Origin of the sequence: Lacrimispora indolis DSM 755 (genome assembly GCF_000526995.1) — a bacterium.
Taxonomy (GTDB): Bacteria; Bacillota; Clostridia; order Lachnospirales; family Lachnospiraceae; genus Lacrimispora; species Lacrimispora indolis.
The window spans coordinates 5,419,430-5,436,521 of the sequence record NZ_AZUI01000001.1 but is presented as its reverse complement, the minus strand read 5'-3'; the positions used below and the strand labels follow the sequence as shown (position 1 = coordinate 5,436,521).

The following is a 17,092-nucleotide window of genomic DNA, read 5'->3' as shown; positions in this document are numbered from 1 at the left end:
CATAAAAACCGTGGAAAATAAGTTGGCACGGAAATTGCTGTATATATTGACAAAGGTAATTGATTAACCTTTATCAATTTTATAAGTACAGGAGGAAATTATGCAGAGCAGAATTGTAGTAACAAAAAAACCAAATGAAGTTGTATTGGAGAACGTTGATTTGGAGGTGGGGGACAATGAAGTACTGGTGAAAACGTATATGTCATCTATTTGCGGTACTGATAAAAATTATTCCCTTGGAAAGATGCCCCGGGAGGTTCTGATTGAACAGGCAGCAAGTAACAATGAGGCACATCATGCTTATCCTTTGAAAATGGGTCATGAAGCAGCTGGTGAAATTGTTGAAGTGGGTAAAAATGTAACTGACTTTAAAGTGGGAGACAAGGTAATGTCTTTTGGCTGGTATAATACCATGGCAGATTATTTTGTGGCTCCAGTTGTACATAACGGATATGGTGTGGTGAAGGTGCCGGAAGGTATGAGTATGGAATCGGCCTCTTTAGGTGAGCCGACTGCTTGCGCAATTTATGCAGGTATGCAGTCAGGTGTGGAGCTTGGTGATGTTGTAGTTGTTGTAGGTGTTGGCTTTGCCGGACAGATTATCGCACAGGTTGTTAAAAAGATGGGTGCTGCAAAAGTTATCTGTGTTGATATTATTGATGGAAAGCTGGAGCTGGCTAAGAAAATGGGAGCTGATATTGTGTTAAATGCCAGCAAAGATGACGTAGAGGGTGTTGTCATGAAAGAGACAAACAACTTGGGCGCAGATGTGGTAATTGAAGTGGCTGGAAATGATAAGGCCATCCAGCTTTGCAGTGATGTGCTGAAACATGGAGGAATCATGGGACTTTACAGCTGGGTCCTGGAGCCAACAAGCCTATACATTAACAGATGGCATAATGATGGTTTTGATATTCGTACACTGGCGCTTATGCACCGCATTAAAATTGACCGTATTTGGTGGATTGAAAAGACCCTGCAGAATGTGGCCAACGGAATGATACATATTGATCCATTGATTTCCCATGTATTCAGTCTTGATAATGCACCAGAGGCTTTCAGGGTATCATGTGAAGATCCAAATGCATGTAAAGTGATGCTGAAATCATAAAAAACAAAAAGAAAAGGAGTCGTATTATGAAGAAGGTTATGGGGTTAGCTTTAAGTATGGCATTATTGGCGGGATTGCTTAACGGATGTTCAGGAAATAACGGAGGACAGGCATCCTCAGCAGTCAGTACACAGGCACAAACAACAGAAAGTTCCACACCAGCTGCTTCCTTTGATGGAAAGGTGGTGTTGGGAGCAACTGCCCCCTTAACTGGCCCTAACCAGTTGACAGGCGGTTATTATGTAAATGGAATGAAGATGGCTGTGGATGAGATTAATGCGGCCGGTGGGATACTTGGTAAAGAATTGGTACTGGATGTCCAGGACGAAGGCACAGACCAGTCCATAGCCATTAATGCAACCATTAAGCTGATTGAAAGCGGGGTTCCAGCCGTCATTGGTTCTTATTTCTCAACAAACTGCATGGCGGTTCTTCCTGAAATAGAGAAAAATAAAGTTCCCTATTTTGCCAATGGATCAAATCCGGATATATCAGCAGCAAACAATGAATATGTATGGCAGATACGTGTAACAGATGATTTTACCGGGCCGATTATGGCCGATATAGCAATGAATGAATTAAATATGAAAAATCCGGCTGTTCTTTATACAACAGCATCTTCTACCACGATTCAGAAGGACAATTTTGTTAAAGCAATGGAAGCCAAGGGGAATGCTGTATCTGAAAAAAATATATATGGTGCCCCTGAAAATGAATCAAATTTCAGTTCCATCATTAATCAGATTTTAAATTCTGGAGTGGACGGTTTGGTAGTGATGGGAGTCAGTGAGGCTTGGGATGTTGCCCTGGCTCAGCAGCTTCAGTCCGCAGGCTGTGACATTCCTCTTATGGGTTCATCCAGTTTTGCAAGTGCTCCATTTATTGAAGTGGCGAGGGAAGCTGCAAATGGCTGGTACACCATAGCAGATTGGTCACCTAACATTCTGGAGGGTGATCTGGATGTGCCGGATCAGGCGGTAACCTTTGAAAAACTCTATGAGGAGTTATTTGACGGTATGAGTGCCATGCAGTCTGCATGGGGATATGACTGTGTCTATCTGTTCAAAGAAGCATGTGAACGGGCTGGAACCACTGAGGACAGGGAAAAGATTAACGAAGCTATGAAGGATACGGATATGCAGGGCGCCAACAATTATTATAAGAATTATGAAGACACTTTTCATGTAATGTCAACATACATCCTGCTCTGTAAAACAACAGATGGAGCTGCAACACCCATAAGAAAGGTTAACTTCAGATAATAAGACAGGCTTTTCAGCCAGAAGGCGCAGATGATGCGCCTCTGCGCTGACAAGCGGAACGGCAGAATTGGGGGTATTAAATTGACTTTTAGTTTGTTTTTTTCATTGTTGGTAAATGGACTGTCAATGGGAATGATTTATGCAATGATAGCTATGGGGCTGATCCTATTAATCAGAGCGGTTGGGGTCCTTAATTTTGCACAAGGTGACTTACTGATGGTAGGTGCATACATAGCCTGTGTCCTGTTTATGGATTTTAAACTTCCGTTTTATGTTGCAATGCCGCTGGCATTGGTATTTTACGGTTTAATAGGATTGATATTCATGATGGTTACCTATTGGCCGCTGAGGAGAGCCTCTTATGTTGTGGCGCCGATTATTGCAACTATGGGAGCTTCTCTGGTGCTGTCCGAAGGAACCATGATTTTGTTTGGTTCCTGGCCCAGGACGATTGTTCCCCTGTTGAGTAATTCCAAGGGAAGCGCTTTGACGATCAATTTATTTGGGACAAGGCTGCAGGCCCAATTTTTATTAATTATAGCAGTTGCAGTGGTGGTAATGTCCCTGATCTATCTGCTGTTTGAAAGAACCTATATTGGTATCATGATGCAGGCCGCTGCCCAGGATAAGCCGGCTGCTGAACTTATGGGTATTTCTACGCTGATGACAACTGCAGTTACATATATACTGGTAACAGTTCTGGTATCCATAGGCGGTTACATGGTAGCACCAATCTACACAGTTACAACATCTTTGTCAGCGCTGCAGCTCCGTGCCTTTGCAGGTACGGTAATAGGTGGATTTGGAAGCATTAAGGGTGCAATTATCGGATGTCTTCTGGTTGGGACAGTGGAATCTTTTGCAACTGTGAAATTTTCTTCTTATAAAGATGCGATTGTTTTTCTGATTCTGATCATTTTCCTGATTTTCAGACCTCAGGGACTGATTGTAGACAAAGTCGCTGATAAAGCTTAAGGAGGGAATCAGAATGGATAAAACAATGATAAGCAGGGGGCGGTTTGCTGACCCCAAAAACTGGATTACAGCAGGCACCCTGATACTATTTTCCATGTTTGTGGCATTGAAAATGAATAATTATACGATTTTGGTTGTGAATATTGCATTGATTAATATGATTACGGCATATGGGCTTTCTATCATGCTGGGAATGTGCGGACAGCTGGTATTTTCAGGAGTGGCATTTATGGGAATTGGGGCCTATACCGCAGCGAACCTTTGCTCCGGACGTTTGGGTTTTGTAGTCCCCGGTGTTGGGGCTGTCTTACTGTCAGTTGCCTTTACAGCTCTTTTTTCTCTTGCAACAGGTGTTTTATTTCTTCGTTTAAAAAGTTCATTTTGTACCTTTGCGACCCTGGGATTTGTGCAGGTATTGTACACCTTGTTTTTAAATTATGAACCAGCTTTTGGGGGACCTAAGGGGATACCGGAGATACGTACATTGGCTATAGGCACTTTTGTATTTGACAGCTATAAAAAGTGGTATTTTTTATTGATTACTTTGGTCTTACTGATTGCATTTTCAGTGGAGAGGATCCGGCGTACCAGCCTGGGACGTTCCCTTGCATCCATCAGGGATAATGAAATTGCTGCGCAGACGCTGGGTGTAAATATTTATCGGACAAGGGTCATTGCATTTGTGATTGCAGGAACCTTTGCCGGGCTGTCGGGTGCCCTGCTGGCACAGCATAACCGTTTTATCTCAGGCGATCAGTTTAGTTTTGCTAAGAGCACGACCATTGTCATTATGTCTATGCTTGGAGGGATTAACAGTACTCCGGGTATTTTTATAGGCGCATTGATCGTTACCTTCCTGCCGGAGGTTCTCAGAGGGCTTGATAAATATCTGATGTTCATATATGGAATTGCAGTCATTGTCATGATGATTTTCATGCCAATGGGAATCGGCGGTGCGGTTTCAGATCTTCTCAAAAATATGAGAAGAAGACGTAAACTAAAGTAGCTGGAGATCTGAGGAGGAAATTATGGGCGAAGCAATATTGAAATTGGAAGGCGTATGTAAAAGCTTCGGCGGTGTCGTAACAGCAAAAAATGTGGATCTTAAAGTGATGCCAGGAGAAGTTCATGGACTGATTGGACCCAATGGAGCAGGAAAGAGTACAATGATGAACCTGATCAGCGGAATTTACGATGTAGATCATGGGTCCATATTTTTTAATGGCGGGCAGATCACAAAAGTACCTTCGCATATACGGGCAAGAAATGGGATCGGAAGAACCTTTCAGACACCCCGGTTTTTATACAGGTCAAATATAAGAGATAATCTGATGCTGGGAGTGGATCTTCATGATCAGCTGGGGTATTTTAAAAGTTTCATCGGTACCCGGGGAAGTGATTTTTTGAAGGAATTGGATCAGTTAATGGAATTGGCAGGATTTACATTTGACTGGGATGAGGATATTACAGCGATACCTTTTGGTCAAAGAAAAATTTTGGAAATTGTCAGATCCATGTTAGGTCATCCCAAAGTGATGTTAGTAGATGAACCTGCCGCAGGCCTTACAACACAGGAAATAGAACAGGCCAGAAACCTGCTGCTGTTTGCTGCCAAAAAGAGAAACATCGGTATTTTATTAATTGAACATCAGATGGATCTGGTTATGAGCAGTTGTGAGAATATTGATGTCCTGGTATTTGGAGAAATTCTTGCCAGAGGTGTGCCGGAAGAAATTGCTGCGAATCCGATTGTTCTGGAAGCCTACTTAGGGAGGGACTTTGATGATTAAGATAAATAATTTATATGCATATTATGGTCCGATTGAAGCTCTCAAGGGAATCCAGATGGTAGTCGGCAAAGGAAAAATCACCTGTCTGATCGGAAGCAATGGAGCAGGAAAGAGCACTCTCATGAATTCAATTTCCGGGACAATCACCCGCAAAGGCTCTATTATAGTGAATGATGAGATTGAAATATTAAAGAAAAATTCCCGTCAGATCGCCAGAATGGGGATTATCCAGGTACCGGAAGGCAGACATGTATTCCCGGGGCTGTCTGTGGAAGAAAATCTTCAGACAGGGACTATTGTATGGCATGGATATTTCGGAAATAAATCTTATGCTGCTGAGCTGGAAATGGTATATGAGATATTTCCGAGGCTAAAGGAGAGACGTAAACAGCTGGCGTGGAGCATGAGCGGCGGAGAACAACAAATGCTGGCTATAGGAAGGGCATTGATGGCCAGGCCTAAAATCCTTTTGCTGGATGAGCCATCGATGGGATTATCACCGCTATTAGTAGGAGAAATGTTTGAGAAAATAGCAGAAATCAATAAAACAGGGATTACGATTCTATTGAATGAACAGAACGCAAGGCTTGCAATGAAGATTTCTGACTACACTTATGTGATCGAACAGGGGAAGATTAAAATGCAAGGCTTATCGTCTGAAATGAGAAGTGATCCGAGAATTGCGGAAGCCTATTTGGGTAATCGTGCGGGGCAGGGCAGGAGGAGCCAGAAAGCGCCGGCAGGCTAATTCTATGGAGTAGATAGAAAGGGGTTAATAATGAAAAAACTGATTAATCAACCGGAAAATTTTGTAAAAGAGACCATGGAAGGCATTATTGCTGCCTATGGAGATAAAGTGAAATTATTAGACGGTGACTATCGGATTTTACTAAACAATTATAAAGTCAGAGAAGGAAAAGTAGGCATCGTAACGGCAGGAGGTTCCGGGCATCTTCCTGTATTTTTAGGTTATGTGGGTCAGGGGCTTTTAGATGGATGTACGGTGGGTAATGTATTTGCTTCTCCGGCAGCGTCTAAGATGGCGGGTATGATTCGTGCATGTGATAAAGGAAACGGCGTTCTGGTTTTGTTGGGAAATTACGGCGGAGACAGGATGAACTTTGAACTGGCCTGTGAAACCGTAGATATGGAGGATGACATCCGGACTGAAATGGTACTGGTTAGGGATGACATAGCCAGTGCTCCCAAAGAGAAAAGGGACAGACGCCGCGGGGTGGCTGGAATGGTTTATGCTTTTAAGATTGCCGGTGGGAAAGCGGAAAATGGCGGCACGCTGGAAGAAGTGGCAGAAGCGGCCCGGCATGCGCTGGATAATATCCGTACAATGGGAGCAGCCCTGTCGTCTTGTATCGTGCCTCAGGTTGGGAAGCCTACTTTTACAATTGCTGAAGATGAAATCGAAATTGGCATGGGAATCCATGGAGAACCAGGAGTGGAAGTCCGAAAAATGATGACTGCGGATCAAGTGGCTGAAGTACTGCTGAATAAGATTACAGAGGATATGCCTTTGAAGCCGGGAGATGAGGTTTCTGTTATGGTGAATGGTCTGGGTGCCACACCGTTGGAAGAGCAATTCATTGTCTACCGCAGGGTGCATCAGATATTGAGTGAGCAGGGGATAAGCATTTATATGCCCCATATAGGAGAATATGCGACCTCCATGGAAATGGCCGGTTTATCGCTTACAGTCATGAAACTGGACGATGAGCTGAAGGCTCTGTTAGAGCAGCCGGCCCAGTCGCCATTCTACACAAATTTCAATAAATAGACCGGGAGGATAAGGCATGGATGCACAGGGATTAGCACGGGCCATTGGCCGGATTAGCCGGAAGATAGAAGAAAATAAAGATTATCTAGTAAAACTGGATCAGCAAAACGGCGATGGAGATTTGGGAATTTCCATGAATGACGGTTTTAAAGCAGTGTGTATGATCATGGAATTATCAGAAGAAAAGGATTTAGGCAAGCTGCTTATGAAGGCTGGAAATGCGTTCAATGAAGCGGCGCCATCCAGCCTGGGAACCATCCTTTCCTTTGGTTTTATGGGAATGGCCAGGAGCTTAAAAGGAACAATGGACGCTACCCCCCGGCAGATTGCAGACGCCCTGCATGCAGGGGTGGATAAAATTATGGAAAAAGCAGGTTCCAGGCCGGGGGAAAGAACCATTTTGGATTCCCTGTATCCGGCGGTGGAAACCTTAGGGAAAAAGCTTGAAGAGGAAAATGGAGATTTGTATAAGGCTCTGAAAGAAGCGGCCAGGATAGCGGCTGTAGGGGCAGAAGCCACGAAGCAGATGAAACCTGTACATGGAAGAGCTGCTTATTATGGAGAAAAAAACCTGGGGTACTTAGACGGAGGAGCTGTTGTTGGAAGGCTGATTTTTGAAGCTTTGTGCGGGGATTGATTTGGGAGGAAAATGTGGGCGGACTATAACTTTGAATTGCATACTTTCCTTCCTTAGAAAATACATGGAGCACTATTTCAATTAATAGATTCCAGGAATATTTGGTGGTAAAATATGTTGAAAATCAACTTAATTTATCGTATCATTAAAGTATTGAAAGGAGTGCAGCTCCTGCACATTACCCAGCCCATGCTGTGGCATAGGGGAAATACCAAGAGAGTTATTGATTAAGAATGAGTTTGTATTTGTCACCGGTACTGACAGTGATCAGATTGAGGTCTTTAAAATAACGGGTGGTCAACGGAAAGACCTGGACACAGCCTTTGCCGTTTGCAGTCCAATTACCTTCTCAGTTGGCGGGAATGTTTGATTTTATTGATCCAAAGGAAACGTATGAAGGGGGAAGAAAAGAATGCAGCATAAAAGATTAAAAGATTTTCCGGAGGATTTCCTGTGGGGAGCCTCCACTTCCGCTTACCAGGTGGAAGGAGCGAATCTGATTGACGGAAAAGGACCATCCTGTCAGGATGTAAAAAAGGTACCGGAAGGAACCTCCCAACTGGATGTATGCGCGGACCAGTATCATCATTATAAGGAAGATGTGGCATTGATGGCGGAAATGGGATTTAAGACTTACCGCTTTTCCATTGCGTGGTCACGTATTTTGCCGGAAGGCACCGGAAGAGTCAATCCTAAGGGAATTGAATATTATAACCATCTGATCGATGAATGCCTGAAATATCATATTGAGCCGTTTGTCACCATGTTTCATTTTGACATGCCGGCCGCTCTTGATCAGCGGGGCAGCTGGGGAAATCCGGAATCCGTTGACTGGTTTTTAAATTATGCCAAAGTACTGTTTGAAAATTTCGGAGACCGTGTCAAATACTGGCTTACCATAAATGAACAAAATATGCTGACGCTGGTGGGGCCAGTGATCGGGACCCTGTTCCTGCCAAAAGGCTGTACAAATGTGAAAAAGGAGATCTATCAGCAGAATCACCATATGCTGGTTGCCCAGGCGAAAGCCATGGCTTTGTGTCATGAAATGCTGCCCCATGGGAAAATAGGACCGGCACCTAATATTTCATTGGTATATCCGGCCAGCTGTAAGCCGGAGGATATTCTGGCGGCTCAGAATTACAATGCCATTCGCAACTGGCTGTATCTGGATATGGCGGTTTATGGAGTGTACAACAATCTGGTATGGGCATATCTGGAGGAGCATAATGCCTGCCCGGTGTTCGCACCCGGCGATGCGGAGGCGCTTAAGAGCGGACATCCTGATTTTATCGGGTTTAATTATTATAATACTGCCACCTGCGAGGCGAGCGACGGAACTGAGACCATGGATCCGGGAGCGGATCAGCAGACTGCAAGGGGAGAGGCGGGATTTTATAAAGGGTTCAAGAACCCGCATCTGCCGGTTACAGAATTTGGCTGGGAGATCGACCCGGCGGGATTTAGGGCTACCATAAGAGAAATGTATTCCAGATACCGTCTCCCCATGATTGTTACGGAGAATGGACTTGGCGCTTACGATAAACTGGAAGGAGAAAAAGTGCATGATCCTTACCGCATTGAATATTTAAGGAGACATATCCAACAGATTCAGTTGGCAATTACAGACGGTGCTGAGATGATGGGCTATTGTCCCTGGTCGGCCATTGATCTGATCTCAACCCATGAAGGCATGGTAAAGCGCTACGGTTTTATCTATGTGGACCGGGATGAATTTGATGTGAAAAATTGTGACCGCTACCGGAAAGATTCATTTTACTGGTATAAAAAGGTGATCAGCAGCAATGGGAAGGATTTGAGTTAAAGCTGATAGACCCATTTAAGGGCTGGCAGGACAGGCTTGCGAAATCTGAGGGACGGTTGTGTTTATTTATGAAGGGGATAAAGAGGGCTGTTGCACTGATTAGTGCACAGTCCCTTTTATTTATGGGTATTAGCCTGTTGAACAAGGGTGAGTTTCTCTTTAAGAGTTATCTGTGCAGACTTTCTCTATGCGTAGAGTTGCGGATATTATAACATGGTGATAGAATCATTTTAAGAACAAAAAATTATATACTAGTGAGGTAGGGAGCGTTATGAGGGACAAAATAAAGTTAATAATCGGGCAGGAGGATAAGCGGAATCCTCTTACGGATGAAGCCATTGCCGATGAATTGGGAACACTGCGCGAAACTATAACAAAAGTCCGGATAGAAACTGGAATCCCTGCTTCATCGGAACGTAGAAAAGAACGATTGCTTCAGGAGATCCAAGGTTTATTTTATGAAATGGGATTGGTATCAGATCGTAAATTGGCAGAATTACTAAAACAACGAGGGTTTAAGATCGGAAAATTTACCGTCGGACAGCTGCATAAATCTTACCCTGAAATATGGGAGCCGGTGATTAAATATTCTCAGGATGAAACACCGGTCAGCGATAATAAGCTGGAATTTCAAGATGACATTTTCCATAAGATTATCGGTTCAGACGGTAGTCTGAAAAATCAAATCAGTAAGGCAAAGGCGGCAGTAATGTATCCACCAAAAGGGCTGCATACGTTGTTATATGGTCCTTCTGGTGTTGGTAAAAGTTTTTTGGCAGAGCTGATGCATGATTTTGCAGTCAGAACGGATAATTTCCAGGAAGAGGCTCCTTATTTCGAGTTTAACTGTGCTGATTATGCTGATAATCCTCAGCTGCTCCTGGCTCAATTATTCGGATATACGAAGGGAGCATTTACAGGAGCAACTGAACATAAAAAGGGAATTGTTGAGTTGTGTGACGGCGGTATCTTGTTTCTGGATGAAGTGCACAGGCTTCCCGCAGAAGGGCAGGAAATCCTGTTTTACTTAATGGATAAAGGCAAGTTCCGCCGTTTGGGAGAAGCAGAAACCAGCCGTGAAAGCCACCCCTTAATTATAGCGGCAACGACGGAGGATCCGGAAAGCTCGCTGCTTTTAACGTTTCGCCGGCGGATTCCAATGAGCATTGAAATTCCGGCATTGACAGAACGGCCTCTGGAGGAAAAATGGCAGTTTATCGAGTTTTATCTTACGATGGAAAGGGAACGGCTTGGCCGTGATATCCGTGTAAACCAGTCGGTATTAAACTGTCTGCTTTTGGCGGAATTTCCAGGTAATATCGGTCAGCTGAAATCAGATATCCAGGTTTGCTGTGCGAAGGCATTCTTAGAGGCAAAGCTTCATAATAAAACAGCGATAGATGTAGTTGCGGATAACCTTCCGGAGCACTTAAAGAGCTGCATCAATCAATCGGTTCCTAATGGTATACGGCATTTAATCAGCGGGGATGTCCTTTTTTCAGAGGCGGGATACCAGCAGTTTTCAGGACGTTTACACAAGATGAGCGGTACCGGTATTTACGAACAGCTGGAAGAAAGGTATACAAAGCTTTTGAAAAATGGGGTAGCAGCAGAGGAAATCAGCAGGATCTTGCAAGATGAGGTTGAAACAACGCTGGTTCAGCAGATTCGCAAAATGGAAGAGTCCAAATTCAGCCTGCATGAGCTGTCCGCAATCGTGGGAGAAGATGTACTGGAGATAACGGAATATATATATCAGGAAGCGCAGAAAGAATTACCGGGACTTAAAGATACGATTATTTTTCCCATGGCCATTCATATTCGCGCGTCACTGGATATGACCAAAGAGAGAAAAGTGGCGCTTGGAAGCAGTTTTGAAGAAATTAAAAAGCGGCATGCAAAGGAATATAAAGTTGCAGCTCATATCGTTGATAAGGTCAATGATAAATTCTATGTGATGCTTCCAGCCGACGAGGCAGTCTTTTTGGCAATGTATCTCAGTAAGTTTCAGGTAGGACAGGTTGATACAGAAGGAAAAACAGCTGTGATTGTGCTGTCCCATGGAAGAGTAGCAGGGGGAATGGCAGAGGTTGCCAATAAAATTCTGGGAGTAAACCACGCCGCAGCTTTGGAGATGGCTTTGAGTGAGGATCCGGCGGCTGCCTATGAGAAAACAAAACAACTGGTAATCGAAAGAAACCAGGGACGAGGCTGCATCCTGCTTGCAGATATGGGATCACTCCTGACTTTTGCAGAGAAGATCAGGCAGGAGACAAAAATTCCGGTTGCTGTCTGCGGGAGGGTGGACACCTTAATGGTGATCGAGTGCCTTCATAAAGTACTTTGGACAGAAGAGTCAATTGAAACAATTGTAGATGAACTTGACAGTAAAAAAACATTGCAGCCTAAAACAGCTAAATATAATAAAATTCAGCATAAAAGAGCGGTTCTTTGTCTGTGTATCACCGGACAGGGAGCAGCAAAGCTGCTTCGGGATTTTATCTCAGAGCGGTTAAAATCAGTATTGGACAATATTGTTATCATAAACAGAGGCTATATAGAAAATGAAGACGTGGAACAAATCATTCTGCAGGAAGCGGCTCAATATGAAATCCTTGCGATTGTCGGGACAATTAATCCGGAAGTAAAAAATATTCCATTTCTTTCCCTGGATGATATCTATCAGTCTTCCGGTATCTCAAAACTGCGTAAAATCATTAAAAACAGCCTATTGCTGGATCATGTCATTCTTGGTGAGGTCATTACACCGGAATTGATCTTTGTGAACCCGCCATTCCGGTTAAAGGAACAGCTTTTAGATCAGGCGATCGAGACGATGACAAGCGAGGGATATGTGGACGAGCGGTTTTTACTAAGTGTTTATAAACGGGAAGGAATGATGACCACTTATTTAAAAGGTGGTATAGCCATTCCACACGGTGATCCGGCCAGTGTTACAAAACCAGTCATATCGATAACAAAACTTGACAAACCAGTGATGTGGGATGGTACAAATACGGTCGATCTGATCTTTGTACTGGCTTTGGATGAAAATTCAAAAAAATATTTTGAACAGCTTTATCAGATGTTAAGCAGCGAAAACCTGGTAAGTTTAATAAGAAACAGCAATTCTATCAATGAAATCAGGGAAAATCTTCGTCTGGACACAAAACCGGTCAATTAAGTTGGCACGATTCTTGCTCTATATAATAGCGTAGAGGCAAGAAAGGAGTGGAAAGATGAAAAAGGAAGATTTTCCAAAGATTACAGTCATTTTGAGAGGGTATACCCATTCTCAAATCAGAACCGTGGTGAAAAGTCTTCTCGGCACCGCAATAAAATCAGTAGAAATTACAATGAATACTCCTGATGCGATTGAGATTATCAAAAGCATCAGTAAGGAATTCGGTAATGATATACTGGTCGGTGCCGGGACGGTAACCACCTATGAGGAGGCCGATGCAGCAATTGCAGCCGGTGCCAGATTCTTATTATCTCCCATTACATTCAGTAAGGAAATTATTGAGTTATGCAAAGAACAGGGGGTTATTTCTGTCCCTGGGGCTCTGACTCCGTCAGAAATTATGCAGGGCATAAGGGATGGAGCAGATATTATCAAACTGTTTCCCGCAGGAATTATGGGAGCAGCTTATTTAAAGGATATTCAGGCACCTCTTGGCAAGCTTCCTCTGATGGTAGTAGGCGGTGTAAACGGCAGTAATGTCAAGGAGTTTTTTGATGCCGGGGCTGCTTATGCGGGAATAGGTTCCGGATTGTTTAAAAAAGAGGATATAATCGGTGAAAATCTGTCCGGGCTGAAAGCATCTGTACAGAAGCTGACAGAGCAGCTGATATAGAGGAGAATATGAATGAGCGAAATAGTTTTTGATGAATCATTGATACTGGAGCTGGAAGGAATAGAGGAAAATACCGAAGCACTGACCCAGCTAACGGATTATTTGCTGGATAAAGGGTATGTGAAAAAGGGGTATAAAGAGGCTATTCTGGAGCGTGAGGCTATGTTCCCGACAGGTCTGTCAACAGGTGAAATCAATATAGCAATTCCCCATGCGGATACAAGTTATGTCAATCAGGCAGCAATCTGTGTGGGAATTCTTAAAAAACCGGTAAAATTCAGTGCGATGGATGAACCGGACCATCAAATTGATGTGAATATCATCATCATCCTGGCATTAAAAGAGGCACATGGTCATTTGGAGATGCTTCAAAAGGTTGTGGAGTTAATAAAAGATCAGGAGAATTTAAAAAAAATCGTAACAGCCAGCGATACAAAACCTGTTTACGATATGATATCCAGCCATCTATTACAGCAGTAAATATGAAATTTAACCGAATCAAGCAGCGAAGCGGATTGCGAATATCCGCTTGACCAGAAAGCAGTACTTAAAAATTACGGGATCAGATTGGAGAAGGAAATGAAAAGAATATTAGTAGCTTGTGGAAATGGAATCGCAACATCAACAGTGGTAGGTACAAAAATAAAAGAGAAATGTGAAGACAGCGGTATTGACGTTACAGTTACACAGTGTAAGCTTCTGGAAGTGGAATCCAAAGCGGAAAACTTTGACTTACTGGTTACGACAGGAAAGTTCACCGGTGGGGATGTGGGAATCCCGGTGATTGGAGCAATCTCTCTTTTGACCGGAATCGGGGAAGAGGCGACGTTGGATGAAATTATTGCAATGTTAAAGTAAATATAAAACTAAGGAGAAGTGATCATGCAGATTATATATTCTATATTTAATACGATTTTGGCTGCCGGAGCGGTTGTGATGCTTCCGATTATTATTACGGTCATCGGTTTGATTTTTCGCGTGAAATTAGCAAAAGCTTTTCGTTCAGGACTGACAATTGGAATCGGTTTTGCAGGTATTAATCTGGTTATCAATATGATGAAATCAAACCTGGGACCGGCTGCCCAGGCCATGGTAGAAAACTTTGGGATTAAACTTGATATTCTGGATGTGGGTTGGGGAGCAATTGCAGCGGTAACCTGGTCGTCACCAATTATAGCTATTTTGATTTTCTGTATACTGGCAACGAATATTATTATGCTTGTACTTAAGGCAACGGATACGCTTGATGTTGATATCTGGAACTATCATCACATGGCAATTGTCGGTATTATGGTTTATTATGTCACGAAAAGTATACCTCTGGGAATAGCCGCAACTGTGGTAATGGCAGTTATTACCTTTAAACTCTCTGACTGGACGGCGCCACTGGTAGAAGACTATTTTGGGATTCCCGGTGTTTCTCTGCCCACAATGTCCGCATTGTCTTCTGTGATCATTGCGGCACCCCTAAACTGGCTGCTTGACCGAATTCCAGGAATTAATAAACTAAATTTTGATGTAAAAAACGCTAAGAAATATTTAGGCTTTTTCGGTGAACCAACCATGATGGGATTGATATTAGGCTGTATCATTGGTGCCCTGGCAAAATATCCGGTATCAGGAATCCTGGCATTGGGGGTGAATATGGCTGCAGTTATGGTCTTGATTCCTAAGATGACCTCTTTATTTATGGAAGGCTTAATGCCAATTTCCGAGGCGGCAAAAAAATTCACTCAAAGCAAATTTAAAGGCAGAAAATTTCTTATTGGACTGGATGCTGCAGTGGTAGTTGGTAATCCGGATGTTATTACAACATCGTTGATTGTTATACCCTTAACTATTTTAATGGCAGCTGTTCTGCCTGGAAACCGTGTTCTGCCGTTTGCTGATCTGGCAGTTGTAACCTTCCGTGTTGCATTGGTGGTGGCCATTACAAGGGGCAATTTATTTAAGAATATTATCATGGGGCTTGTTTGTACTGGTGTGATATTGCTTGCCGGTACTGCTACCGCACCGGTTCTTACCGAGTTAGCAACCAGTGTTGGCTTAAATCTGGCAGCAGATGGAAGTTACATAACCTCGTTTGCGGCAACCAGCCTGACTGTGAGTTTTTTAGTTTACAAAGCATTTATCAGCAATCTGGTCATCAGCATTCCGGTATTGCTTGCAGCTATCGCCGGTACCTGGGTATTTATGAGTAATTTGAACAAGAAAAGAGCCAGAATATTAGAAGAGAAAAAGCAGAAGGAAGCTGTAAGTTTAGGAGCAGAAGTATGAAAATAACAGACGTAATCGTATATACAGTAAAACCCCGGTGGATTTTTGTGAAAATAGTCACTGACGAGGGCATTGAGGGCTGGGGGGAGATGGTTTCCGGAACGAAGACCGAGACAGTGGTAGCCGGTACAAAGGAAATGGCAAAACGGCTGATTGGAAGAAATCCGTTGGAGATTGAAACTCTCTGGCAGGAATTATACCGTGTATTTTTCCGCGGCGGCCCGATTAATATGACGATCATCTCCGGTCTTGAGATCGCACTTTGGGATATTAAAGGAAAATATTATAATGCCCCCATCTATGATTTGATGGGTGGGGCCGCCAGGGAACGGATTAAGGTCTACTCCTGGATTGGCGGAGACCGTCCCAGCGATGTGGTAAAGGATGCACAGGACCGGGTTGACAGAGGCTTTGACTCGGTAAAAATGAATGCAACAGAAGAGCTTCATTATATTGATAATTTTAAGAAAATTGATGAAGTGGTGGCACGGGTTGCCGCCCTGCGGGAGACTTTTGGCAACGATTTAAATATTGGCGTGGATTTTCATGGTCGTGTACACAAGCCGATGGCAAAGGTTTTGGCAAAGGAGTTGGAGCCATTCCGGCCGATGTTTTTGGAGGAGGTTGTGCTTTGTGAAAATCAGGAGGCGTTTAAGGAGGTGGCGGAGCATGTGGTGACACCGCTGGCGACTGGCGAACGGCTTTATACACGCTGGGGATTTAAAGATATTTTAAAAAGCGGATATATTGATATCATTCAGCCTGATGTGGCTTTAGCCGGCGGAATCATGGAAACCAGGAAGATTATCGCTATGGCAGAAGCCTATGATATTGCAGCTGCTCCCCATGCTCCCTATGGGCCAATTGCACTGGCGGCTACCTTGCAGATTGATTCTTGCAGCCCCAATGTCTTTATCCAGGAGCAGTCACTGGGAATTCATTATAACAAAGGCTTTGATCTTCTGGACTTTGTAGAAAATAAAGAAATATTCCAGTACCAGGACGGCTTTATCGGCTTACCGGATAAACCGGGTTTGGGTCTTATCATCGACGAAGAAAAGGTGAAAGAAGTGTCTATGGAAGGACTGAACTGGTCCAATCCCAACTGGAAACATTATGATGGAACAAAGGCTGAATGGTAAGATCCGTGATATATGACATACGGGGAGTATAAAATCATATAAAAGGAAAGGATCCCACACTCAGCTGCCGCCAATGAGAAAGTATCAAGTAAGCCTGACATATTACGTGCTGTTGGGAAATGCCACTATGTATTATGTTCATTTTTGTAGTGAGGCAGATAAAGTTGTACAAGCCCATTTTATCTGCCTTTTTTCAATTTACATCATAGGGAAAGATATAGTGCATATAGTTTTAAAGAAATTCACATGGATATCCCTTAATTGCCGGCAGTTTTCCCTGTACGGCGCCTGCGTGGCTTTTCCGCAGCCATTTGGAAAGATCCAGGAAGAGGCTCCTTAGAGGCTGTTCATCAGAAGTTTCCGGTTATCCTTGACTAACCGGTACTGTACATGCTATTCTAATAAAACAACTAAAAATGCTCAATTG

At 43.4% G+C, this 17,092-nt stretch carries 15 protein-coding genes; all 15 read left to right on the top strand.

The features are described from left to right. The first annotated feature begins 100 nt into the window (after window positions 1–100). The 15 genes from K401_RS0126465 (at window position 101) to dgoD (ending at window position 16,665) form a co-directional block, all read left to right on the top strand. Window positions 101–1,111, top strand: a complete 1,011-nt coding sequence (locus K401_RS0126465; RefSeq protein ID WP_024295776.1) for a zinc-dependent alcohol dehydrogenase — start codon at window positions 101–103, stop codon at window positions 1,109–1,111. A gap of 26 nt (window positions 1,112–1,137) precedes the next feature. Next, window positions 1,138–2,373: an ABC transporter substrate-binding protein gene (locus tag K401_RS0126460; protein WP_024295775.1), complete on the top strand. Its 1,236-nt coding sequence runs from the start codon at window positions 1,138–1,140 to the stop codon at window positions 2,371–2,373. Window positions 2,374–2,403: 30 nt separating this feature from the next. Continuing rightward, the gene (locus K401_RS0126455) at window positions 2,404–3,348 is read left to right on the top strand and encodes a branched-chain amino acid ABC transporter permease (RefSeq protein ID WP_084492990.1); all 945 of its coding nucleotides are present in this window, start codon (window positions 2,404–2,406) and stop codon (window positions 3,346–3,348) included. 13 nt (window positions 3,349–3,361) lie between these two features. Next, window positions 3,362–4,354 carry a branched-chain amino acid ABC transporter permease gene (locus tag K401_RS0126450; RefSeq protein ID WP_024295773.1) on the top strand — a complete coding sequence of 331 codons (993 nt, stop codon included), beginning with the start codon at window positions 3,362–3,364 and terminating at the stop codon, window positions 4,352–4,354. Window positions 4,355–4,376: 22 nt separating this feature from the next. Beyond that, window positions 4,377–5,138: an ABC transporter ATP-binding protein gene (locus tag K401_RS0126445; RefSeq protein ID WP_024295772.1), complete on the top strand. Its 762-nt coding sequence runs from the start codon at window positions 4,377–4,379 to the stop codon at window positions 5,136–5,138. Continuing rightward, the gene (locus tag K401_RS0126440) at window positions 5,131–5,886 is read left to right on the top strand and encodes an ABC transporter ATP-binding protein (protein ID WP_024295771.1); all 756 of its coding nucleotides are present in this window, start codon (window positions 5,131–5,133) and stop codon (window positions 5,884–5,886) included. The genes K401_RS0126445 and K401_RS0126440 overlap by 8 nt, the downstream gene beginning before the upstream one ends. A gap of 30 nt (window positions 5,887–5,916) precedes the next feature. Then, complete coding sequence (locus K401_RS0126435) at window positions 5,917–6,927, top strand: dihydroxyacetone kinase subunit DhaK (RefSeq protein ID WP_024295770.1); 1,011 nt, start codon at window positions 5,917–5,919, stop codon at window positions 6,925–6,927. 16 nt (window positions 6,928–6,943) lie between these two features. After that, window positions 6,944–7,564: a dihydroxyacetone kinase subunit L gene (locus K401_RS0126430; RefSeq protein ID WP_024295769.1), complete on the top strand. Its 621-nt coding sequence runs from the start codon at window positions 6,944–6,946 to the stop codon at window positions 7,562–7,564. 412 nt (window positions 7,565–7,976) lie between these two features. Then, a complete protein-coding gene (locus K401_RS0126420; RefSeq protein ID WP_024295768.1) occupies window positions 7,977–9,389 on the top strand; it encodes a glycoside hydrolase family 1 protein in 1,413 nt (470 codons plus the stop codon). Window positions 9,390–9,660: 271 nt separating this feature from the next. Continuing rightward, window positions 9,661–12,573 carry a sigma 54-interacting transcriptional regulator gene (locus K401_RS0126415; RefSeq protein ID WP_024295767.1) on the top strand — a complete coding sequence of 971 codons (2,913 nt, stop codon included), beginning with the start codon at window positions 9,661–9,663 and terminating at the stop codon, window positions 12,571–12,573. A 55-nt stretch (window positions 12,574–12,628) separates the two neighbouring features. Continuing rightward, window positions 12,629–13,246, top strand: a complete 618-nt coding sequence (locus K401_RS0126410; protein WP_024295766.1) for a bifunctional 4-hydroxy-2-oxoglutarate aldolase/2-dehydro-3-deoxy-phosphogluconate aldolase — start codon at window positions 12,629–12,631, stop codon at window positions 13,244–13,246. Window positions 13,247–13,258: 12 nt separating this feature from the next. After that, window positions 13,259–13,726, top strand: a complete 468-nt coding sequence (locus K401_RS0126405) for a PTS sugar transporter subunit IIA (RefSeq protein ID WP_024295765.1) — start codon at window positions 13,259–13,261, stop codon at window positions 13,724–13,726. A gap of 99 nt (window positions 13,727–13,825) precedes the next feature. Beyond that, window positions 13,826–14,104, top strand: coding sequence for a PTS sugar transporter subunit IIB (locus tag K401_RS0126400; RefSeq protein ID WP_024295764.1), 279 nt, complete (start codon window positions 13,826–13,828; stop codon window positions 14,102–14,104). A gap of 24 nt (window positions 14,105–14,128) precedes the next feature. After that, window positions 14,129–15,523, top strand: a complete 1,395-nt coding sequence (locus tag K401_RS0126395) for a PTS galactitol transporter subunit IIC (protein ID WP_024295763.1) — start codon at window positions 14,129–14,131, stop codon at window positions 15,521–15,523. Beyond that, a complete protein-coding gene (dgoD, locus tag K401_RS0126390) occupies window positions 15,520–16,665 on the top strand; it encodes a galactonate dehydratase (RefSeq protein WP_024295762.1) in 1,146 nt (381 codons plus the stop codon). Before K401_RS0126395 ends, dgoD begins: the two co-directional genes overlap by 4 nt. The last annotated feature ends 427 nt before the right edge of the window (window positions 16,666–17,092 follow it).